At 68.0% G+C, this 20,078-nt stretch carries 17 protein-coding genes; 13 read left to right on the top strand and 4 right to left on the bottom strand.

The window, feature by feature from the left end; all coding sequences use genetic code 11:
- Positions 1-14: 14 nt before the first annotated feature.
- From ACQPYM_RS36125 to ACQPYM_RS36100, 6 genes are read left to right on the top strand one after another with little or no spacing between them, the layout of a single operon-like run.
- Positions 15-815: a DUF3050 domain-containing protein gene (locus tag ACQPYM_RS36125; protein WP_433009905.1), complete on the top strand. Its 801-nt coding sequence runs from the start codon at positions 15-17 to the stop codon at positions 813-815.
- A 4-nt stretch (positions 816-819) separates the two neighbouring features.
- Positions 820-1,770 carry a thiamine pyrophosphate-dependent dehydrogenase E1 component subunit alpha gene (locus tag ACQPYM_RS36120; protein WP_433009902.1) on the top strand — a complete coding sequence of 317 codons (951 nt, stop codon included), beginning with the start codon at positions 820-822 and terminating at the stop codon, positions 1,768-1,770.
- Positions 1,770-2,747 (top strand): alpha-ketoacid dehydrogenase subunit beta, encoded by a 978-nt coding sequence (locus ACQPYM_RS36115; protein WP_433009899.1) that lies wholly within the window; start codon positions 1,770-1,772, stop codon positions 2,745-2,747. The genes ACQPYM_RS36120 and ACQPYM_RS36115 overlap by 1 nt, the downstream gene beginning before the upstream one ends.
- Complete coding sequence (locus tag ACQPYM_RS36110; protein WP_433009896.1) at positions 2,744-4,090, top strand: hypothetical protein; 1,347 nt, start codon at positions 2,744-2,746, stop codon at positions 4,088-4,090. Before ACQPYM_RS36115 ends, ACQPYM_RS36110 begins: the two co-directional genes overlap by 4 nt.
- Entirely contained in the window at positions 4,090-5,463 is a 1,374-nt protein-coding gene (locus tag ACQPYM_RS36105) for a hypothetical protein (RefSeq protein ID WP_433009893.1), read from the top strand. The genes ACQPYM_RS36110 and ACQPYM_RS36105 overlap by 1 nt, the downstream gene beginning before the upstream one ends.
- A complete protein-coding gene (locus ACQPYM_RS36100; RefSeq protein ID WP_433009890.1) occupies positions 5,460-6,833 on the top strand; it encodes a hypothetical protein in 1,374 nt (457 codons plus the stop codon). The genes ACQPYM_RS36105 and ACQPYM_RS36100 overlap by 4 nt, the downstream gene beginning before the upstream one ends.
- 2 nt (positions 6,834-6,835) lie before the next feature.
- On the opposite strand, the gene ACQPYM_RS36095 is transcribed toward ACQPYM_RS36100, so the two are convergent.
- Together ACQPYM_RS36095 and ACQPYM_RS36090 are read right to left on the bottom strand one after the other, a co-directional pair.
- The gene (locus tag ACQPYM_RS36095) at positions 6,836-7,861 is read right to left on the bottom strand and encodes a methyltransferase (protein ID WP_433009888.1); all 1,026 of its coding nucleotides are present in this window, start codon (positions 7,859-7,861) and stop codon (positions 6,836-6,838) included.
- Positions 7,858-9,090: an MFS transporter gene (locus ACQPYM_RS36090; protein ID WP_433009885.1), complete on the bottom strand. Its 1,233-nt coding sequence runs from the start codon at positions 9,088-9,090 to the stop codon at positions 7,858-7,860. Before ACQPYM_RS36090 ends, ACQPYM_RS36095 begins: the two co-directional genes overlap by 4 nt.
- 146 nt (positions 9,091-9,236) lie before the next feature.
- On the opposite strand from ACQPYM_RS36090, the gene ACQPYM_RS36085 reads away from it, so the two are divergent.
- Positions 9,237-10,439: a cytochrome P450 gene (locus tag ACQPYM_RS36085; protein ID WP_433009882.1), complete on the top strand. Its 1,203-nt coding sequence runs from the start codon at positions 9,237-9,239 to the stop codon at positions 10,437-10,439.
- Positions 10,440-10,504: 65 nt separating this feature from the next.
- Here the strand turns inward: ACQPYM_RS36085 and ACQPYM_RS36080 are convergent, their stop codons facing one another.
- Together ACQPYM_RS36080 and ACQPYM_RS36075 are read right to left on the bottom strand one after the other, a co-directional pair.
- Positions 10,505-11,179, bottom strand: a complete 675-nt coding sequence (locus ACQPYM_RS36080; RefSeq protein WP_433009879.1) for an SGNH/GDSL hydrolase family protein — start codon at positions 11,177-11,179, stop codon at positions 10,505-10,507.
- A complete protein-coding gene (locus tag ACQPYM_RS36075; RefSeq protein ID WP_433009876.1) occupies positions 11,169-12,722 on the bottom strand; it encodes a class I adenylate-forming enzyme family protein in 1,554 nt (517 codons plus the stop codon). Before ACQPYM_RS36075 ends, ACQPYM_RS36080 begins: the two co-directional genes overlap by 11 nt.
- A 194-nt stretch (positions 12,723-12,916) precedes the next feature.
- Here ACQPYM_RS36075 and ACQPYM_RS36070 point away from each other — a divergent pair, with 194 nt between their 5' ends.
- From ACQPYM_RS36070 to ACQPYM_RS36045, 6 genes are all read left to right on the top strand, one after another.
- Positions 12,917-14,221 (top strand): SGNH/GDSL hydrolase family protein, encoded by a 1,305-nt coding sequence (locus ACQPYM_RS36070; protein WP_433009873.1) that lies wholly within the window; start codon positions 12,917-12,919, stop codon positions 14,219-14,221.
- 71 nt (positions 14,222-14,292) lie between these two features.
- Entirely contained in the window at positions 14,293-15,219 is a 927-nt protein-coding gene (locus ACQPYM_RS36065; RefSeq protein ID WP_433009870.1) for an alpha/beta hydrolase, read from the top strand.
- A complete protein-coding gene (locus tag ACQPYM_RS36060; RefSeq protein WP_433009867.1) occupies positions 15,212-16,270 on the top strand; it encodes an alpha-hydroxy acid oxidase in 1,059 nt (352 codons plus the stop codon). Before ACQPYM_RS36065 ends, ACQPYM_RS36060 begins: the two co-directional genes overlap by 8 nt.
- Positions 16,270-17,547 (top strand): PLP-dependent aminotransferase family protein, encoded by a 1,278-nt coding sequence (locus tag ACQPYM_RS36055; protein WP_433009864.1) that lies wholly within the window; start codon positions 16,270-16,272, stop codon positions 17,545-17,547. The genes ACQPYM_RS36060 and ACQPYM_RS36055 overlap by 1 nt, the downstream gene beginning before the upstream one ends.
- Before the next feature lie 69 nt (positions 17,548-17,616).
- Positions 17,617-18,798: an MFS transporter gene (locus tag ACQPYM_RS36050; protein WP_433009861.1), complete on the top strand. Its 1,182-nt coding sequence runs from the start codon at positions 17,617-17,619 to the stop codon at positions 18,796-18,798.
- A 135-nt stretch (positions 18,799-18,933) separates the two neighbouring features.
- On the top strand, positions 18,934-19,878 hold the full coding sequence (locus ACQPYM_RS36045; RefSeq protein ID WP_433009858.1) for a hypothetical protein: 945 nt from the start codon (positions 18,934-18,936) through the stop codon (positions 19,876-19,878).
- Positions 19,879-20,078: the final 200 nt, after the last annotated feature.

Below are 20,078 nucleotides of genomic sequence, written 5' to 3'. Positions count from 1 at the left end.
CCAAGGAGACGGACATGTCACGCTACGACTGGGGTCAGACCCACCCGGGGATCGAGCAGCTGGAGAAGGCGGTCACCGACGCCCGCGACAAGGTCGTCCAGCATCCGCTCTACGCCAACCTGGACACGCACGAGTCGCTGGTCACCTTCATGGAGCACCACGTCTTCGCGGTCTGGGACTTCATGTCCCTGCTGAAGTCCCTGCAGCGCGAACTCACCTGTGTCACGGTGCCGTGGATCCCGACCGCGCACCGCAGCAGCCGCCGGCTGATCAACGACATCGTGATGGTCGAGGAGAGCGACGAACTGGGCGGTGACGACGGCAAGCCTGCCTTCATCAGCCATTTCGAGCTCTACGTCAACGGCATGCAGGAGGCCGGTGCCGACACGAGCGCGATCGACAAGCTGGTCGAGCTGCTCCGCGGTGGCGCCCCGGTGGTCGAGTCGCTCGCGGCGGCCGGCGTACCGCAGGCGTCGATCGACTTCGCCGCGACGACCTGGGACATCATCGAGAACGCGCCGGTGCACTGCCAGGCGGCCGCTTTCGCGTTCGGCCGGGAGGATCTGATCCCGGACATGTTCACCCAGGTGGTCGCGGTGAACGAGCGCTCCAACAAGCTCAACACCTTCGTCGACTACCTGGAGCGCCACATCGAGGTGGACGGCGAGTTCCACACCCCGATGGCGATGCAGATGGTCGCCGACCTGTGCGGTGACGACCAGGCCAAGTGGGACGCCTGCGCGGACACCATCAACACCGCGCTGGCCGCCCGCGCCCGGCTGTGGGACGCGATCCTCGCCAAGGTGAAGGGCTGAACCGATGACCACCGTCGACCTCTACCGGACCGTGCGGCTGATCCGCCGCTTCGAGGAGCGTGCGATCGAGTTCGTCCGGTCCGGTGAGATCGTCGGCGGCATTCACCCGTACGTCGGTCAGGAGGCGATCGCCGCCGGAGTGTGCGCCGCGTTGCGGGTGGACGACCTGATCACCAGCACGCATCGCGGACACGGTCACGTGCTGGCCAAGGGGGTGAACCCGGCCCGGATGTTCGCCGAGCTGATGGGCCGGGAGTCGGGGCTGAACAAGGGCCGGGGCGGTTCGATGCACGCGGCCGACTTCGGCCTGGGCATCCTGGGTGCGAACGCCATCGTCGGCGCGGCCGGCTCGATCGCGACCGGCGCCGCCTGGGCGCACCGCCGGCTGGGGCGTTCGACCGTCGCCGCCACCTTCTTCGGTGACGGCGCGGTCAACGAAGGGATGTTGCTGGAGGCCTTCAACCTGGCCGCGCTCTGGAACGTTCCGGTGCTGTTCGTCTGTGAGAACAACGGCTATGCCACCACGATGCCGGTGGCGTCGGCGGTGGCGGGCAGCATCACCGGCCGGGCCAAGGCGTTCGGCATCCCGGCCTTCACGATCGACGGGCAGGATCCCGAGAAGGTGCTGGCGGCAACGACTGCCGCGGTCGAGCGGGCCCGGGCAGGTAAGGGGCCGACCTTCCTGGAGTGCACGACGTACCGGTTCGACGCGCACCACACGTTCGAGCACCGGGCCCGGCTGAACTATCGATCGGCCGAAGAACTGGCCGTTGGGTGTTCGCGGGATCCGGTGGAGATCCAGGGCGCGCGGCTGTCCGCCGAGGACCGGGCGGCCGTCGATGCCGAGATCGAAGCACTGCTCGACGCGGCGGCCGGAAGTGCGCTGGGTGGCGCCCATCCCGATCCCGCCGCTGCTCTCGAGTATCTCTACGCGTCGCCGGAGGTGTTCAGCTGATGCCCAAGTTGTCCTATTTGAAGGCGATGAACCGTGCTCTCGGTGACGAGATGGAGGCCGACGAACGGGTGTTCCTGCTCGGCGAGGACATCCGGGTCGCGGCCTCCAACCTGACCGCGGGCCTGTTCGGGCGCTTCGGGCCGGAGCGGGTGCTCGACACCCCACTGTCCGAGCAGGCGTTCACCAACTTCGCGACCGGCGCGGCACTGGCCGGGCTGCGGCCGGTGATCGAGTTCCAGATCCCGTCGCTGCTCTTCCTCGTCTTCGAGCAGATCGCGAACCAGGCGCACAAGCTGTCGCTGATGTCCGGCGGTCAGTGCAGCGTGCCGGTCACGTACGTCGTACCGGGGTCGGGGTCGCGGACCGGGTGGGCCGGGCAGCACTCCGACCATCCGTACAGCCTGTTCGCGCATGTCGGCGTGAAGACGGTGGTACCGGCCACGCCCGCGGACGCCTACGGATTGTTGCTGTCGGCAATCCGGGACGACGACCCGGTGGTCGTCTTCGCGCCGGCCGGCGCGCTCGGCTTCCGGGAAGATGTCGACTTCTCGACCTTGGCGCCGGTACCGCTCGGTGTCGGCCGGATCGCGCGGGCCGGGTCCGATGTCACGGTGGTTGCGTTGGGCCACCTTCTGCAGGATGCCCTGGCGGTCGCCGACGAACTGGCCGGGGAGGCATCGATCGAGGTGTTCGACCCGCGGACCGTCTATCCGTTCGACGTCGAGGGCCTGGCCGCGTCGGTGGCCAGAACGGGACGCCTGGTGGTGATCGACGACTCGAACCGGACCAGCGGTTTCGGCGCCGAAGTACTGGCGCTGGCCGCTGAGCGGTTCGAGTTGGTCGCGCCACCGCGACGAGTCACCCGGCCCGATGGAGCCGTTCTGCCGTTCGCGCTGGCACTCGATCGAGCGGTCCAGCCCGGACGCGATGACCTGGTCGCGGCTGTCCGCGGCGTACTCGAGGGGGAGAAGAAGTGACCACCCGACCATCCGCCGCGGAGCTCTGGCCGGTCCTGCCGGAAGACGTCCGCGAGCGCTTCCTTGCCTACGGCCACAAATACTGGCAGCAGGTGTACGACGACGTCGCGCTGCAGAACCAGGACTGGATCCCGCTGCGTTCCCCGGTCGCGACCCACGCTGGGTTCGCCGAGATGAACCACATCACGCAGCGGGTCTCGCAACTCGTGCTGGACGCGTGCCGCCGCCGGGCGCGGACGGCCGGCGAGCTGCGCGCAGTACTGGGTGTTCCGGACGGACGGGTCCAGTTCCTTGACGACGACGAGCCACTGACCGGCCACCTGCTCAACGCGATCCGCTCGGACCTGCTGCTGGAGCGTGGGGTGCCGCGGATGGTGGAGTGCAACGTCGAGAGCGCGCTGGGCGGAGTACTGGATGCCGATGGCGTGATCAAGCGGTGGATGGAGGTCTACCGCGAGGAGCCGATGTTCACCGCGATGGATGCGGCCCGGGCGCCGTCGGCGGTCGACGGTCGCTTCGACGCGATCCGGGCCGATGTCGGTCCCGGCAAGGTCACCGCGATGATCTACGCCGCCCAGGGTGGTTACCCCGGCGCGCACGACACGGCGTACATGATCAACCGGCTGCGGCCCTTCGCCGACAGGGGGCGGGAGTTTGGGGTCGATCTGCTCGTCTACCCGCTCGAGTGGCTCGAGCAGGACGCGGACGGGCGGCTGAAAGCGGGGGACCGGACCCTCGACGCGGTCTGGCGGATGTTCGTGCCGACGTACGTCGGCGACAGCCCCGGGATGCAGGCGCTGCATGCGGCACACGCCGCCAGGACGTTCCGGATGTACCTGCCGACCGCGGTCTGGCTGTTGAGCAACAAGACGATCTTCGCCTGGCTGTGGGACGACATCGACCAACTGCCCGCGGAGGACGCCGAGATCGTCCACGCGCACATCCCGCGCACCTGGCTCTACGAACCCGCGCTGCGGCAACGGCTGATCGACGAGCGGGAGCGGCTGGTCTTCAAGCCGACCGACGACTACGGCGGCCACGGTGTCTTCATCGGGCCGCTCACCTCGCCGGAGGACTGGATCGCGGCGATCGACGGGGCGCAGGGGCCGCACATCTTCCAGGAGTTGATCGAAGCGGATCCGCTGACGATGCAGTTCCTCAAGCCGGCCACTGGCGAGGTGGTCGAGGCAGACGTCTCGTACTGCGTCTCGACCTACCTGTTCGACCGGATCCCCGCCGGTGCCTTCACTCGTTTCTCACCGCCCGGCGCGGGCGGGGTGGTGAACCTGACCCAAGGGGCGCTGACCGGCGGCCTGCTACTCGTGAACCTGGGGGAGTACTGATGAGCTTCGACTGGCAGGGGACGTCCTTCGACTACTGGCACGAGCTGCCGCAGGCGGCCAAGGACAAGGTGCTCGCGGCCGGCGAAGAGGACTGGCAGAAGGTCTTCAGCGGAGTACTGACCTTCAACAAGTCCTGGCGCCCGCTGCGGCCGGTGATGATCCACCAGACCACGTACGACGCACTCGGTGCGGTGATGGACCGGCTGCTGCAACTGCTCCTGGAGACCGGGATGCGCCGGGCGGCGACGGCCGGTGAGCTGCGCAAACTGCTCGGTACGCCGGACGGGCTGATCGAGTACCTCGACGATGACGAGGTGCTCGGCGAGCACCTGATCCAGTCCGGCCGGCCGGACATCCTGATCAGCGGCGGCGTACCGAAGTTCGTCGAGTTCAACATCGGCAGCGAAGCCGGTTGCGTCTGGGACACCGAACGGGTCTCGACGCGCTTCCTGTCGATGTTCACCGAGCACGGTCTGGAGACGCTCGACGGGACAAACGGACCGGTACGCGTCGCCGCGCCGCCCTCGCCGGTCGACGGCCGGTACCGCGCGATCATCGACACCCTCGGCCTCCAGCCCGGCGACCGGCTGACGACCGTACTGCGGACCGAAGGCGACTACCCCGGCAGTGACAACCTGCCCGCGATCGTCCGCTCGCTCGACCCGTACATCGAGCGTGGCAAGGCGTTCGGGATCGACGGGGACGTCGCCCCACTCGTCTGGCTCGAGCCCGGCGAGGACGGCGAACTGCTCAACCAGGGCCGGCCCGTGGAAGCAGTGTTCCGGCTCTTCGTCTGCACGGACATGCCGCAGATTCCCGGTCAGGCAGCGCTGAAGGCTGCGGTCGAGTCCGGGCGGTCCAAACTCTTCACCTCGTCGGCGGGCTGGCTGCTGGCGAACAAGCTAGTGCTCGCTTGGCTCTGGGACGACCTGGACCTGCTGTCTGAGGAGGACCAGGAGCTCGTCCGCCGCCATGTGCCCAGGAGCCGGATCATCACGGCGTCGATGCTCAACGAAGCTCTTGCCGAGCAGGCTTTGCTGGTGCTGAAGCCGGCCGACGATTACGGCGGTGCCGGCGTACTGGTCGGGCATGAGACCGAACCCGGCGCGTGGCGGGAAGGGCTCGAGGAGGCGATTCTCCGGGGCGGCTGGCTGTTGCAGGACTACGTCCGGCCGGACCGGCTGACGATGGACTTCACCCACATCGTGACCGGCGAGCGGTTGCAGGTCGAGGTGCCGTACTCGGTGGGGCCGTACACGTTCGGCCGGAAGGCGTACGGCTGCTTCCTGCGGGTCGGCTGCCACGAGCAGGGCGAGGTACTCAACCTGAAGCGCGCCATCCACGTCACCGGGCCGCTCCTGGTCACGACATGACCGATTGGCAGGCCGATTGGCAGGCACAGCGCGGATTCGATGCCTGGGGCAACTTGTCTGCCGAGGTGCGGGCGGCGGTCCTGACGGCGGGCGACGCGGGCTGGCGAGAGGTCTTCGACGAGATCGCCACCTACAACGAGACCTGGCGTCCGCTCCGGCCGGTCCTGATGGACAAACGCTGGCTGGACGACCTGTACGCGTTGAGCGACCGGATGCTGCAACTGCTGCTCGACTGCTGCCGGCGCCGGGCCGGTACTGCGGGTGAACTGCGCAAGCTGCTCGGCATTCCGGACGGTCGGGTCGAGTTCCTGGACGACGCCGAGCCTCTCGGCGACCACCTGGTGATGTCTGGGCGACCGGACATCCTGCTGACCGACGGCGTACCGAAGTTCGTCGAGTTCAACGTGGGCAGCGATGTGGGCAGCGTCTGGGACTCCGAGAAGGTCTCCGCGCGCTTCCTCGAACTCTTCCGTACTTCGGGAGTCGCCAAGTTGTTGCCGGTCGAGGCGCCTCCGTCGGCCGTCGACGGCCGGTACGCCGCGATTCGGGCGGCACTCGGGCTTGCCGAAGGTGCCCGGCTGACGATGGTGTTCCGGACCGACGGCGAGTACCCGGAGTCGCACGACCCTGAGGTGCTGGTCAAACTCCTGCAAGGGTTCGTGGAGCGCGGCCGGGCCTGCGGCTACGACATGGACGTCCAGCCGGTCGACTGGCTGTCGCTGAACGAGAACAACGAGCTGATGGGACGGGATCGCCGGGTCGAGGCGATCCTGCGGTTGTTCGTCTGCTCCGAGATGCCACCGACTGTGGGTCTGCAAGCGATCAAGGACGCCGTACAGGCCGGTACTGCGACGCTGTTCACCTCGGCGGCTTCGTGGCTGATAAGCAACAAGCTCGTGTTCGCCTGGCTCTGGGAGGACGCCTCGTCGCTGCCCTCGGCGGACGCGGAGTTGGTACGGAACCACTTGCCGCGCACGCGTTTGCTCACGCCGGAGCTGGTCTCGTCGGTGCTTGCTGAGCGGGAGTTGCTCGTGCTCAAGCCGGCGGACGAGTTTGGTGGCTCGGGTGTTGTGGTCGGGCGCGAGGCGACTGCTAAGGAGTGGCGGGAGCTGGTCGAGCGGGGTGCTTCGGAGGGACTGCATTTGGTGCAGGACTACTCCCGGCCGGACCGGATGGTGATGGACTTCGTGCATCTCGACAGCGGTGCGCACGACACGGCCGAGGTGCCGTTCTCGATCGGGCCGTACACCTTCGGGCGGCGCGGGTCGGGGTGTTACGTGCGGATCGGCAGTCAGGGTGAGGGGGAGGTTCTCAACCTCAAGCGCAACGTCCACGTCACCGGCTCGCTGCTGCTCGGTGGCGGCGCGTGATGCTAGTCGGCCGCTATGTACTCCAGCGCGCGTGGTCCGGCCGTGGGGGTGTGGATTGCTGCCCGGCGCAGGCCCGCGGCCGCTGCTGCGGCGTCGTACTCGGCGAGGGTGCGTTCGCGGCCGTGGCCGAGGACGAGCATCAGCAGGTCCATCGCGGCGAACACGGCCGGGACGGTGTTGGACGCCTCCAGGACGAAGACGGAACCGCTGGGGAGCAGGGCGTTCCGGCACTTGGTGAGCGCCTCGACGGCTTGGTCGTCCTCGAAGGAGTGCAGGAGATAGCGCAGTACGAACGCGTCGGCCGGCGGGAGCTCCAACTCGAAGAGGTTGCCGCCGAGCACCTCGCAGGTCACTCCTGCGGCGGCGAACTCGCGCCGGGCGGTCTCAACGCTCGCCGGCAACTCGACAAGCGTGCCACGGAGCTTCGGGAAAGCGGTCAGCAGCGCGATCAGCTGAGCACCCGTACCACCGCCGATATCAACAACATGCCCGAACCGCGACCAGTCGATCGCCTCCGCGAGCGCCGGCCCTTCGCTCCTGGCCCGCTCACCCATCAGTTCGTCGTACGACGCCGCCGCCCCCGCCGACAAACTCAACTTGTTGCCCGCAGCAACAGGTCCACCGGCCCGCACAGTCCCCAGCAACCCGAAGAACGCCCGATCCATATGCCCGCCGAACCCCTCCAGATCCAGCCACTTCCGCATGGACCCGGGCGCCCCGTCGAGCAACCACCGTCCACCGCCTCCCAAGGCGAAGCGAGCCTCCGCCTTGCCCCGCCCACCGGTGGGCCGGCCGGCTGGCGCCTCCTCGCCTTCCCCTTGATCTTCGTCGACCTCGAAGAGGTCGCGAGCGACGAGGTAGCGCATGAGCCGTTCGAGGGCATTCGGGTCTGCGCCAGCCTTCTCGGCGAGGACTCGCGCAGTGAGCGGGCCGTCTGCGAGCAGGTCTGCTACGCGGAGGGTGGCTGCTACTCGGATGGCCATCGGGAGGATCAGGTCGCTGGCGGCGGCGAGTTCGGCGGGGGTCATCGGGGGTCTCCTGTGGGTTGGGCGGGCTCGGCTACCGGCTGGCGGTGGTGGCGGATGAGCGGGATCAGGGTCAGCGCGAGCAGGACCGCTCCGCCGACCAGGATGGTGGGCCGCAAGCCCACGTTCGAAGCCGCGACACCGGCCAGCGCGCTGCCGATCGGGATGCCGGAGACCGCGACCGCGGCGACCACCCCGAACACCCGCGTCTGCAGCTCGGCCGGGATCCGCTCGTACAGCACCGCCCCGACGATCGGATTCACACTCGCCATCCCGAACCCCGCGAAGAATGTCACCGCGAGCACCACCCACAGACTGTCGCTGATCCCGATCACAAGAATTCTCGGTGCCCCGCCGATCACCGCCCCGATGAAAAAGGAAAGCATCTGCGGAAGTTTTGTCGCGAAGATCGTGAACACCACGTTCCCGGCCAGTGAACCGGCCGCGAAACACCCGAGGATGATGCCCAGTTTGGTCGGCGACCCGAACACGTCCTGCACCCACAAAGGCAACAGCACCGTGCTGGTCGCATGCTGGAACAAATTGAGCAGGAACAGCGTCGAGATCATCCCGAGCAGCAGCTTGTCCGCGCGTAAAAAGCTGAACCCACCGCGCAGCGCTTTCAGGTACGGCTCGCGCACCGGCGCAGCATCCTGCGGCTCCGGCGCCGGCCGCACCAGCGTCCCCACCAGCACCGCCGCAACGGCGAACGTCGCGGCGTCCAGCCAGATCGTCTGCCGCGCTCCGAGGGTCGCCACCAGGATGCCCGCGAGCGGTGCGCCGATCAGCCCCGCAGTACGGTTCAGCGCCTCATATGCGCTGGTCACGCGGATCATCGCGATGCCCGACTCCGCCGTCACCGGCCGCAGCAGGACGTGCTTGACCCGGTCGCCGACGCCGCGCATCCCGCCGGCGACGGCGATCAGCACGACCAGTTGCCAGAACCCGAAGTCGGGCGTCGCGGCCACGATCGCCATCGCCGCCGCCGAGCTCAGGTCACAGCAGATCGACGTCCGGCGCATCCCGAACCGGTCCGCGATCGGCGCCGCCAGCACACTCGTCATCAGGTACGGAATCATTTCCGCTGCGGCGACCAGTCCCATTTTCGCCGGACTGCCCGTGGTAATGAGCACCAGCCACGGAATGGCGACCACCGAGAACCGGCTGCCGAAGGCCGAGAAGACATCGGCGGTGAGTAATGCGTAAAGCCCTACTCGCCGTTGCTGAATCATATCCGCCCCTCTGCTCGCCGCGCCCGCCCCCGGCAGCCACAGTACGTCAAGTTTCAGCCCGGGGTAAGCGTTCCGCAAGGTCCGTCGGGACCACGGAAAGAAAGCAGAGAACACGCTTCCGGCATGCCAAAAACCTGGGGGAGAAATTGACTGCGAACGACATTGTCAGAGCACTCGCCGCCGGCGGGACCGCCGACCCGTACCCGCTGTACGCCGACCTGCACCGGCTCGGCGAGGCCGTCGCGCTGACCGCGCCCGACCTGCCGTACGCCGCGACCGTCCACAGCTACCGGGCCGTCGACCAGTTGATGCGGGACACCTCCTTCGAGGTGTACGACGCGTTCTGGCTGGCCTCGACGACGCCGGACTGGCAGCGGCATCCGGTGCTGGTGATGCTGATGAACTCGATGATGTTCAGCAACGGTGACCAGCACCTCCGGATGCGCGCGCTGTTCCGCAAGGTGTTCACCCCGCGGCGGGTGCGCAGGATGGAACCCGAGATCGTCCGGATCACCGCCGAGCTGCTGGACCGGCTCGCCGAGCTGGGCGCCGACGGTGCCGAGGTCGACTACATGGCCGAGTTCGCCTATCTGCTGCCGGCCAGGGTGGTCGGCCGGCTGCTCGGGCTGCCGGACGAGGACATCAGCTGGTTCCGCTCGCAGGTCGACCTGATCAACGACTGGCTCGACTTCCGCCGGAAGGGTCCCGACGTACTGGCGGCCGCGGACGAGGCGGCGGCCGGGATCACGGAGTACTACCTGGACCTGATCGCTCTGCGCCGCAAGGAGCCGCAGGCGGATCTGATCAGCGATCTGGTCCGGGCAGTCGACCGCGGGCAGCACAAGGTGACCGATCTGGAGCTGGTCGGCAACCTGCTGGTGCTCTTCAACGCGAGCTTCAGCACCACGATCCACCTCTTCGGTAACGCGCTGCCGCTCCTGCTCGAGCGCCCCGCGACCCAGATGCCGGCCTTCGTGGAGGAGGTACTGCGGTACGAGACGCCCGCGCACGTGTTCATCCGGGTGGCGAGTACCGACACGGAGTTCCTCGGAGTACCGCTGAAGCGGGGGCAGTTGGTCGCAGTACTGACCGGAGCGGCGAACCGGGATCCGCGACGGTTCCCCGACCCGGACCGGTTCGACCCGTCGCGACCGGACAACCAGCCGATCAGCTTCGGAGCCGGGACCCACTACTGCCTCGGCGCCGCCCTGGCCCGAGCCGAGGCTCGCCTGGCGCTACCGATGGTTCTGAAGCGCTTCCCGCAACTGGCCCTCGGCGGCGACCCGATCCATACCGACCAGCTAATTCTGCACGGCTACAAGTCCCTACCGATCGTGCTCGGGAGGTAACCCCAGAGCGACAATTCGTCGAACCCACTCAGCCTGAATTCAGTGGCATTCAGGAAAACCACTGTTTACGCTTCCGCACGCCCAAATTCAGTGAATTCAGCGGCGAGCCGGCGGATGGTTTCGGCGGCGGCTATTGCGTCGCTCCGGGCGGTGCCGTGGCGGCCGTCAGGGGAATAGAGCTCGGGGTCCCTGGAGAGCGGGTGGTCGGTCAGGTGGACGTGGATCGTGTCCAGGCGTTCGGCGAGTGCGCGGGTGCGTTCCGACAGGGTGGTCATGCGGGCCCGGAGGCCCGGACGGAGCCAGTCGGCGACGGCGGGGGAGTAGGAGACGTTGAACATGCCGAGCGTGATCACGTCGGCTCCGGCTGCCTGCAGCGCGGTGATCATCGCGGTCAGTTCCTCGTCGACTCGATCCGGGTTGTAGCGGGCGCTGAAGGCGTCGTTGCCGCCGCCGACGACCAGCGCGAGGTCCGGCTCGAAGGCGAGCGCCGGGGCCAGTTGCGAGGCCCGGATCTCATGCGCACGGAGTCCGCTCACGCCCAGGTTCAGGTAGTGCGGGACCTGCAGCTCATGCGCCAACCGATCGGCCCACTGCAGCTCGGAGTACCCGGGCACAGGCGAGCACAGCCCCTCCGCCACGCTGTCGCCCAGTACTACGAACCGCCGCCATGGATGCCCCGCCAGCAGCTTCGCGGCCTCACCCTCGGCCAGGCAGTACTCGTCCGTCGCCTCAGTGAGCACGTCGCGCTCGCAGGGTCACCTTGTCGACCTTGTGGGCGGACGTCAGCGGCAGCTCGTCGAGGAAGTCGATCCCGCGCGGCGTCCACATCTCGTTGAACTCGTCCCGGACCAGCCGCTGCAGCTCGCCCGCCGTCACCACGGCACCGTCGTACCGGACCACGTAGGCGTGCGGCACCTCACCGAAAGCCTCGTCCGGTACACCGATCACGGCCGCTGCGCGGACCCCTGGATGCGACTGCAGCAGGTCCTCGATCGGGCGGCAGTAGACGTTCCAGTTGCTGGAGCCCGTGACGATCGTGTCCTGCACGCGATCCACGACGTACAGGTAGCCGTCGGCGTCGAGGTAACCCAGGTCGCCCGTGCGCACCCAGCCGTCGACGATGGCCTGCTCGGTCAGGTCCGGGCGACCCCAGTACCCCGCGAAACGGAGCTTGCTGGTCGCGTAGATCTCCCCGGTGGTGCCGGCCGGGACCGGGTTGCCGCCGGCGTCGCGGATCTCCACCCGGACGTCCCCGTACGGCGTACCGGACGACCGGAGTCGCTCGGGATGATCCGGGTCCTCGGTGAGTCCCGGCTGGGCTGTGACCACGATGACCTCGCTCAAGCCGTACACGATCCGCAGTACCGGCCCGAAGCGCGCAATGGCCTGTCGCAGCCGCGTAGGAGCCGCTGGACCGGCGCCGACGTTGAGCATGAACAGGCTGCCCACGTCGGTCGTCGGCAGGTCGGGATGGTCGAGCAGTTGGTAGAGCAGCGGCGGTGACACGTACGTCGAGTTGATCCGCTCGCGCTCGATCGTCGCCAGCGCGCGGCCCGGGTCCCAGTCGTCCTCGAGGAAGAGCACGCCGCCCATGAACAGGTTGAAGAAGCTGGTGATCTGGCCGCTCGCGAACGCCATCGGCGAGTGCGACAGGTGCCGCAGTACGGGCAGCCCGGCGGCCAGGTAGTCGGCGGCCAGCGTCAGGATCTGCTCGTAGAAGGCCTGCCGGTGGTGCACCAGCTTCGGCTCCCCGGTGGTCCCGCTCGTCTGCAGACAGGTAGCGGGCTCCAGAGCCCCGTACTCCGGCTGGAACGCTGCGCCCGACGGTCTCAACAGGTCCGGCCCCAACCCGCCTTCACCGAGGCAGTGCACCGGTACTCCGAGGCTCACGGCAAGGCGCTCGCCGACCACGGCCTTGGTCCGCGCGTCGTAGACGAACACGTCGGCCTCGGACAGTCGCGCGAACGCCTCGATCTCCCGGCGGCCCGCGATCGGCGCGATCCACATCGTCCGGGCGCCGACCAGATGCAACGCGAGTTGCAGCGCCGGCAACTCGATCGTGTTGCCCGCGAGCACGAGGACGCCGGTGCCCGGCCCGACGCCGCGATGCTGCAGCGTCGCGGCCAGATCGAGCACTTGCGTCCGCAGCTCGACGTACGTGAGCCGCCGGCCGCCGGCCACGATCGCCTCGGCCTCGCCGTACCGCGCGAACAGCCCGAGTGCGGTGACGACATAGGAAGCGGACCGCTCCAGGTCCTGGTCCAGCACGACATCGACCGACATGGCGCCCCACCCTTTCGGTATCCGCCGAGACTGTACTGCGGGAAATTCCCGGCGGCCAGCTTTCGGGCGAATTCAAGCGAGTAATTCAAAGAGCCCGTTGACGTGTCAGGAATCCGGAACTAGGTTGCCGTCACCGCCACTCGCGCAGGGTATTTCCGCACCCGTCGCGCGCCAACCCATTGGGGGGTTGTTCCATGCGTATTCCCAGCACTGTCAGATCGGCCGCACTCGCGGCCGCCGTCACGCTGGCCGGTTCGTCGCTGGCCTACACCGGTTTGGCACAGACCGGATCAGAGGCCCAGACCGCCGAACAGGGCGGCCGCTCCGAGTGGGTCGGGAGCTGGTCGGCCGGCATCGTCCGCCCGGAGGCGACCGGCTTCACGTCCACCGGCCTCAACAACCAGAGCGCCCGCTACGTGGTCCGGCCGTCCGTGGGGGGCGACAAGGTCCGGATCCGGTTCACGAACATCTACGGCGACCGGCCGGTGCAGATCGGCGCGGCGACCGTCGCGAAGGCCGACACCGCGACGCCGGTGCAGTCCGACATCGACCCGGCCAGCAAGCGAACGCTGACCTTCAACGGTTCGCCGACCGCGGTGATGAACAAGGGCGCCGAGCTGCTCAGTGACCCGGTGAACCTGAAAGTCGCCGACCTGAGCACGCTGGTGGTCAGCGTCTTCTACCCGACCGCGACCGGCCCGACCAGCTGGCACGCACAGTCGCTGCAGCAGAACTTCTTCGGTCCCGGTGACCTGACCAACTCCACCGCGGGGTCCGACTACATCACCACCCGGGCCTGCTGCTGGACGTTCCTGTCCGGGGTCGACGTGAAGACCGAGAAGTCAGACGGCGCGATCGTCGTTCTGGGCGACTCGATCGCCGACGGACTGGCCAGTACGCCGAACGCCAACAACCGCTGGCCGGACCAGCTCGCCGAGCGATTGGTCGCCGCCCACCCCCGCAAGGTGCCCGGCGTGCTGAACGTCGGCCTGGCCGGGAACCGGCTGCTGAACGACAGCTCCGGCCCGATCCTCGGCAACCCCAGCGGCATCGAGCAGCTCGGACTGAACGCCCTGGCCCGGCTGAACGAGGACGTCTACGCCCAGACCGATGCCCGCGTGGTCATCACCCACCTGGGCGTGAACGACATCTGGATGAACGGCGCCAGCTCGGAGCAGATCATCGCCTCGCTCCGGCAGATCAACAGCCAGTTGCGTGAGAAGGGCATCCGCAGTCTGGGCGCCACCATCACGCCGTACGGTGGGTTCACCACGCCGGGCGGCTGGACGGCGGAGAAGGAGGCGACCCGGCTCGCGGTGAACACCTGGCTGCGGACTCAGCACGAGTTCGACGGACTGGTCGACTTCGACCAGGCGGTCCGGGACCCTGCCGCACCGGAGAAGCTCCTGCCGGCGTACGACGGTGGCGACCACATCCACCTGAGCGACGCCGGTTACCAGGCGATGGCCGACGCGGTTCCGCTGCATCTGGTTCGCTGAGAGTCTTCGAGCCTGCCGCCGGCCTGGTTTGGCCGGCGGCAGGCCTGACATCACTGTGAGAGGTAACACCCATGCCACTGGATCCCCAGGTCGAAGAGTTGCGCGCGAAGCGTGCGGCGGAGAACGCGCCGCAGCTCTACACGCAGACGCTGGAAGAGGCTCGCGCCGCCGATCTCGCTGCCATCCAGGCAGGTGGTGGCGAGGTGGAGCCGGTGCACTTCGTCGAGGATCTGGTGACGGACTCGGGTGTGCCGCTGCGTCGGTATCGGCCGGAAGGTGAAGGGCCGCTGCCCACGCTGGTCTACTTCTTCGGCGGCGGCTGGACACTCGGCAGCATCGAAACGGCCGACGGCGTCTGTCGCCGGCTGGCGAACCTGGTGCCCTGCCAGGTGATCACCGTCGGGTACCGGCTCGCCCCGGAGAACCCCTTCCCGGCCGCAGTCAACGACTGTCACCGGGCGACCCAGTGGATCGCCGGTCATGCAGTGGAACTGGGTGTTGACGTCGCCCGCCTAGCCGTGGGTGGAGACAGTGCCGGGGGCAACCTTGCGGCCGCAACCACCTTGCTGGCAAGGGATTCCGGCCCGGCCATTGCTGCTCAGTTGCTCGTCTATCCCAACACGCTGTACGGCTCGGACACCGCCTCGATGCGGGCCGGAGACGACCCGTTCCTCTTCAACCGCACCTCGGTCAACTGGTACTGGGAGCACTACCTGGCCGACGAGTCCGACGGCACGAACCCGCTTGCCTCCCCACTGCTCGCCTCCTCGCACGCGGGGCTGCCGCCGGCTCTCGTCATCACCGCGGAGTTCGATCCGCTGCGCGACGAGGGCGAGTTCTACGCCGAGAAGCTGTACGCCGCGGGCGTCCCCACCGAGATGGTTCGCTACAACGGGATGATCCACGGCTTCTACACGATGTCCGGCGTCCTGGACACGGCTCGCCAGGCACTCGCCGACTCAGCCGACTGGCTCCGCAGGACCCTCGACGATGCCTGAGACGCTCCCGGAGTACGAGGAACTGGCGGCGCGGGTGCTCCCCGCTGCCGTCCGGGACTTCGTTGCCGGGGGCAGCGGTAGTGAGACGACTCTCCGCTCGAACCGGACTGCTCTCGACTCGGTGACGTTGGTGCCTCGGGTGCTCAGCGGTGTCGAGGTCGCCGACACGTCGGCCTGGCTGATGGGTGGCGTGGCCGCGATGCCCGTGGTGGTTGCGCCGATGGCTTATCAGCGGCTGTTGCATCCCGAGGGTGAGTTGCTGCTGGCAACGGCGGCGGCCGAGGCTCAGATCCCTTACGTGATCAGCACCTTGAGCAGCTACCCGCTGGAGAAGATCGCCGGCGCGGCGCCCTCCTGGTTCCAGCTGTACTGGTTGCGGGATCGCGCGATGATCGAGTCGTTGGTGGATCGTGCCGAGGCTGCCGGTTGTGGTGCGTTGATGCTGACCGTGGATGTTCCGGTGATGGGCCGCCGGCTGCGCGACGTACGGAACTCCTTCGCGCTGCCTGCCGATGTGGTCGCGGCCAATCTGGTCGAGGCGCAGAGTGAGGCGCACGTCGGCGTACCGGGGCTGTCTGCTGTTGCTGCCCATACCGCGTCCGCCTTCGAGCCCGCGGTGTCGTGGCGGGATCTTGAGTGGTTGAAGCAACGGACCGGGCTTCCCTTGCTGGTGAAGGGGATTCTCGACCCGCGGGACGCTCTGCGGGCGGTGGAGATAGGGGCCGATGGCATCGTTGTGTCGAATCACGGTGGTCGGCAACTGGATGGAGCTGTTGCCTCGATCAACGCTCTGCCCGGGGTGGTGGATGCCGTCGGCAAGGAGTGTTCGGTGTTGCTGGACAGTGGGATCCGGAGCGGTACCGACGTACTGCGCGCGCTTGCGCTCGGCGCTTCCGCAGTACTGGTCGGGCGACCGTTGCTGTGGGCACTCGCTGTCGATGCCTGTGGGCCTGCGCTCGAACTGCTGCGTCGCGAGTTGGCCGATGCCATGCTGCTCGCGGGTTGCGCGGACCTCGCCGCTGCGGCCGGGCTCGCCACCGGGAGGGCCTGATGGCCGACCTTGAGGTGGCCGACCTGCACGGATCGCTCACCGACCGGGCGCTGAATTCGATGAACTTCCTCAACGAGATCGCCAACCACTATCCCGACGCGATCTCACTGGCGGCGGGCCGGCCGTCCGAGGAGTTCTACGCGCTCGAGGACCTGCACTCCTACCTCGACACGTTCAGCGGGTACCTGCGCGACGAGCTCGGGTACGACGAGGCGGGCGTGCGCCGGGCGATCTTCCAGTACGGCCGGACCAAGGGCATCATCCACCCGCTGATCGCGCGCAACCTGGCCGCCGACGAAGGCATCACGGCCGACCCCGAGGCGATCGTCGTGACGGTCGGCTGCCAGGAAGCGATGGTCCTCGTCCTCCGCGCGCTGCGGGCCGGCCCGGCCGACGTGTTGCTCGCGATCTCACCGGCGTACGTCGGAATCACCGGCGCGGCGCGACTGGTCGACCTTCCCGTCCTCCCGGTTGCCGGGGGCAACGAAGGTGTCGACGATCTTGTTGCCGTTGCCAAGCGAGCACGGGCCGAGGGGTTGCGACCGCGGGCGTGCTACGTGATGCCCGACTTCGCCAACCCGTCCGGGCTCAGTCTTGACCTGGATAGCCGGCGGCGGCTGTTGGAGATCGCCGCACAGGAGGACTTGTTGCTCCTGGAGGACAACCCGTACGGGCTGTTCCCGGCGGCCGGCGTCGAGCGGGTGCCGACGCTGAAGGCGCTGGACACCGAGCGCCGGGTGATCTACCTCGGATCCTTCGCCAAGACCGCGCTGCCGGGTGCGCGCGTCGGCTACGTGGTCGCGGACCAGACCGTCGCGTCACCGGACGGCAGTGTCGGTCTGCTCGCCGATGAGTTGTCGAAGATCAAGAGCATGCTCACGGTCAACACCTCGGCCGTCGCCCAAGCGGTGATCGGCGGCAAGCTGCTCCAGAACGACTACAGTCTGGTCGCGGCCAACCACCGGGAGCGCGAGGTCTACGCCGCCAACCTGCGAGCGATCACGGACGGCCTGGCATCCCGCTTCCCCGCCGGTGAGGTGAGCTGGACCGTCCCGTCCGGTGGCTTCTTCGTCGTGGTCACCGTCCCGTTCGCCGTGGACGACGCCCTGCTCGAGAAGTCTGCCCACGAGTACGGCGTCCTGTGGACCCCGATGAGCCACTTCTACGATGGAGGGGCACCGACCAACTCGCTCCGGCTGTCCTGCAGTTCGGTGACGGCTGCCCAACTGGACGCTGGCCTGAACCGCCTCGCCGCTCTCATCCACGACCACCTCTAGAAATTGGTCCCCTTGTTGGCGACGGAATCGGCTCTGTAGGCAAGACCGGTCCGCTCCTACGGTGAAGTCATGACCGATCTCGCCTGTGAGCTCCCTTCCCCGCTGGCCGCCCCGGCCGAACGCCTTGTCACGCCGCGCTTCGCCCGGCTGCTGGTGATGGTGTTCGGGTCAGGGCTGAGCATGTACCTGCTGACCTCGGTGGTCCCGCTGTACCTCGCGGCCAACGGGTCAGGAGGCGTCGGGGCGGGCCTCTCCACCGGCGCGATGATGCTGTCGGCCGTGGCGATGGAGCTGGTGCTCCCGCGGATGCTCCGGCGATTCGGGTACTTCGGGACACTCGGCCTGGGACTCGTACTGCTCGGGGCGCCGTCCCTCGTGCTGCTGTTCACCTCGTCGCTGCCGCTCGTGCTCGGCGTCTGCGTGGTCCGCGGCGCCGGCCTGGCGATCATGGTCGTCGGCGCGGTCGCACTGGTCGCCGAACTCACCCCGGCCCACCGTCGCGGCGAAGGCCTGGGCGTGTACGGCGTCGCGGTCGGCCTCCCGGCCGTCATCGGACTCCCACTGGGCGTCTACCTGACCAACGTGATCGGGTACGACGCGTTGTTCGTACTCGCGGCCGTCGCCTCGCTGGCCGGGTTGGCAATGCTGCCGGGGATGCCGCGCCGTAGTACCGGCGGGGAAGAACACCACGTGAAGGTGCTCGGCGGGTTGCGGGGGAGTGGTTTGCTCATGCCTACCTTCGTGTTCGCCGCCGTGACCGTTGCCGCGGGCATCAGCGTGACGTTCCTGCCGTTGGGATCGGACAACCACCTCGCCGTAGCCGTCGCCTTGTTGATTCAGGCAATCACCGCTCCTGGCGCCCGGTGGCTGGCCGGCCGTCTCGGTGACCGGGTAGGACCGACGAAGCTGCTGGCGCCCGCGATCCTGCTGGCCGCGCTCGGCGCCGCGTCCCTCGTCTTCATCGGCAGTGCGGCGGCGATCATCGTCGGTGCCGCCTTCTTCGGCATCGGGTTCGGCGCCGCGCAGAACGTGACGCTGGCGATCATGTACGACCGCTCACCCAAGTCCCGCTACGGCCAGGTCAGCGCACTGTGGAACCTCGCGTACGACGCGGGCTGGGGCATCGGCGCGATCCTCTTCGGTTTCGTTGTAGCCGGCACCGGCTACCCCCTCGCCTTCGCCCTCACCGCCACGATCGTTGCCCTAGCCATCGTTCCGGCCCTGAAAACCTCACTGCGGGTGACCAGCTGACGACGGTCCGCACTGTCGGCCTTTGGACTGTTCAGGCGTGGTCAAAAGGTTTTCGCGGGTGACTCCTTCCCAGGTTAGGGTCACCCCGTCTCGATCGAGACATATCGACTTTTTGCCCTGGAGGGGGACTCCTACATGAAACTGCAGCGCTTCGCGCTCGCACTGGCCGGCGCCGGCCTACTCGCCGCCACCGCCGTCTCCGGCACCGCCGTCGCCGCCGACCCGAACCCGTCCGTCAAGGCCAAGCTGACGCAGAAGAAGGCGGCAGCGGTTTCCGCCGATGAGCCCTGCTCAAGCTGGCTCGGCTGGGTGCAGCCGACGGGACGGGTACAGGGCGGAGACGTCCTCCCGGCCAAGCCGCCGAAATACGAGCCGTGGATGGACTACAAGTTCGTCGGCACCCGGTCGTCTGCCACCTGGTACCTGAACTTGAACAACGCGGGCACGCGCTTCTACTACTACGGCCTGTTGCTGCAGGGCGGAAACCTCTACCGGCACGTCTCCTACGTCAACGGGACCGCCGACGGCATCGCGCCGACCGCGACCAAGGTCGGGAGCGGCTGGACCAGCTTCAACTCCATCGCGACCTCGAACTACAGCATGGCGCAGCCCCGGCACGCCTACCTGTACGGCCTGAACGCGAACGGCAGCCTCTACCGCTACGCGCAGATCGGCACCAGCTTCAAGTCGCTCGGCGCGCTCCCCGGCTTCAGGTCCTTCAAGGCGATGACCGTCATCAGCGAGACGGCCACGTACGACACCCTGCTGATGACGACCAAGGCCGGCGCCATCTACACCGTCCGCATCCCGGTCGCCGCCAACGCCAAGCCGGTCCTCAAGCTCGTCCGCAGCACCGGTTTCGCGGCGTACGAGGCCCTGACCGCCCACGGCTGTGGCACCCGCGGCGGCTCGCTGGTCGTCGGCATCGACCACGACACCGACTCGGGCTACCAGTACGCCTTCAGCAAGTTCAACGGCGCGGCCACCGCGATGACCGCCTACGGCAAGGCCCCGGCAGTCTTCGACGGCACCACCACCATGCCTTTCACCACGTACTACGACCAGCTGGTCGGCGAGTAACGCCCACCAAGCACCAACCCAACCGGGGACGCCGCTCTTGCGGCGTCCCCGGTTGCTTTTGCACGAACTCCCACCACATTCCTGCGGCGCGCGGCCGCGTGGGGTTATCCGTCGATGGACGGGACCGACCCGCTAGCCCCCTAGCCCCCTAGCTGACCGGTAGCGTGCTGCAGCGCGCCAGCGGCACCAGAACCGGCCAT

Source organism: Kribbella sp. CA-294648 (genome assembly GCF_050943845.1).
Taxonomy (GTDB): domain Bacteria; phylum Actinomycetota; class Actinomycetes; order Propionibacteriales; family Kribbellaceae; genus Kribbella.
The sequence above is the reverse complement of the archived record's forward strand: the minus strand, read 5'-3'. Positions and strand labels throughout refer to the sequence as shown.

Excerpts from the sequence above, each read along its gene's own strand:
- ACQPYM_RS36090 (WP_433009885.1), bottom strand. The coding sequence starts at position 9,090 with ATGATTCAGCAACGGCGAGTAGGGCTTTACGCATTACTCACCGCCGAT.
- ACQPYM_RS36095 (WP_433009888.1), bottom strand. The coding sequence starts at position 7,861 with ATGACCCCCGCCGAACTCGCCGCCGCCAGCGACCTGATCCTCCCGATG.
- ACQPYM_RS36125 (WP_433009905.1), top strand. The coding sequence starts at position 15 with ATGTCACGCTACGACTGGGGTCAGACCCACCCGGGGATCGAGCAGCTG.
- ACQPYM_RS36100 (WP_433009890.1), top strand. The coding sequence starts at position 5,460 with ATGACCGATTGGCAGGCCGATTGGCAGGCACAGCGCGGATTCGATGCC.
- ACQPYM_RS36105 (WP_433009893.1), top strand. The coding sequence starts at position 4,090 with ATGAGCTTCGACTGGCAGGGGACGTCCTTCGACTACTGGCACGAGCTG.
- ACQPYM_RS36115 (WP_433009899.1), top strand. The coding sequence starts at position 1,770 with ATGCCCAAGTTGTCCTATTTGAAGGCGATGAACCGTGCTCTCGGTGAC.
- ACQPYM_RS36070 (WP_433009873.1), top strand. The coding sequence starts at position 12,917 with ATGCGTATTCCCAGCACTGTCAGATCGGCCGCACTCGCGGCCGCCGTC.
- ACQPYM_RS36075 (WP_433009876.1), bottom strand. The coding sequence starts at position 12,722 with ATGTCGGTCGATGTCGTGCTGGACCAGGACCTGGAGCGGTCCGCTTCC.
- ACQPYM_RS36065 (WP_433009870.1), top strand. The coding sequence starts at position 14,293 with ATGCCACTGGATCCCCAGGTCGAAGAGTTGCGCGCGAAGCGTGCGGCG.
- ACQPYM_RS36120 (WP_433009902.1), top strand. The coding sequence starts at position 820 with ATGACCACCGTCGACCTCTACCGGACCGTGCGGCTGATCCGCCGCTTC.
- ACQPYM_RS36050 (WP_433009861.1), top strand. The coding sequence starts at position 17,617 with ATGACCGATCTCGCCTGTGAGCTCCCTTCCCCGCTGGCCGCCCCGGCC.
- ACQPYM_RS36055 (WP_433009864.1), top strand. The coding sequence starts at position 16,270 with ATGGCCGACCTTGAGGTGGCCGACCTGCACGGATCGCTCACCGACCGG.
- ACQPYM_RS36060 (WP_433009867.1), top strand. The coding sequence starts at position 15,212 with ATGCCTGAGACGCTCCCGGAGTACGAGGAACTGGCGGCGCGGGTGCTC.
- ACQPYM_RS36045 (WP_433009858.1), top strand. The coding sequence starts at position 18,934 with ATGAAACTGCAGCGCTTCGCGCTCGCACTGGCCGGCGCCGGCCTACTC.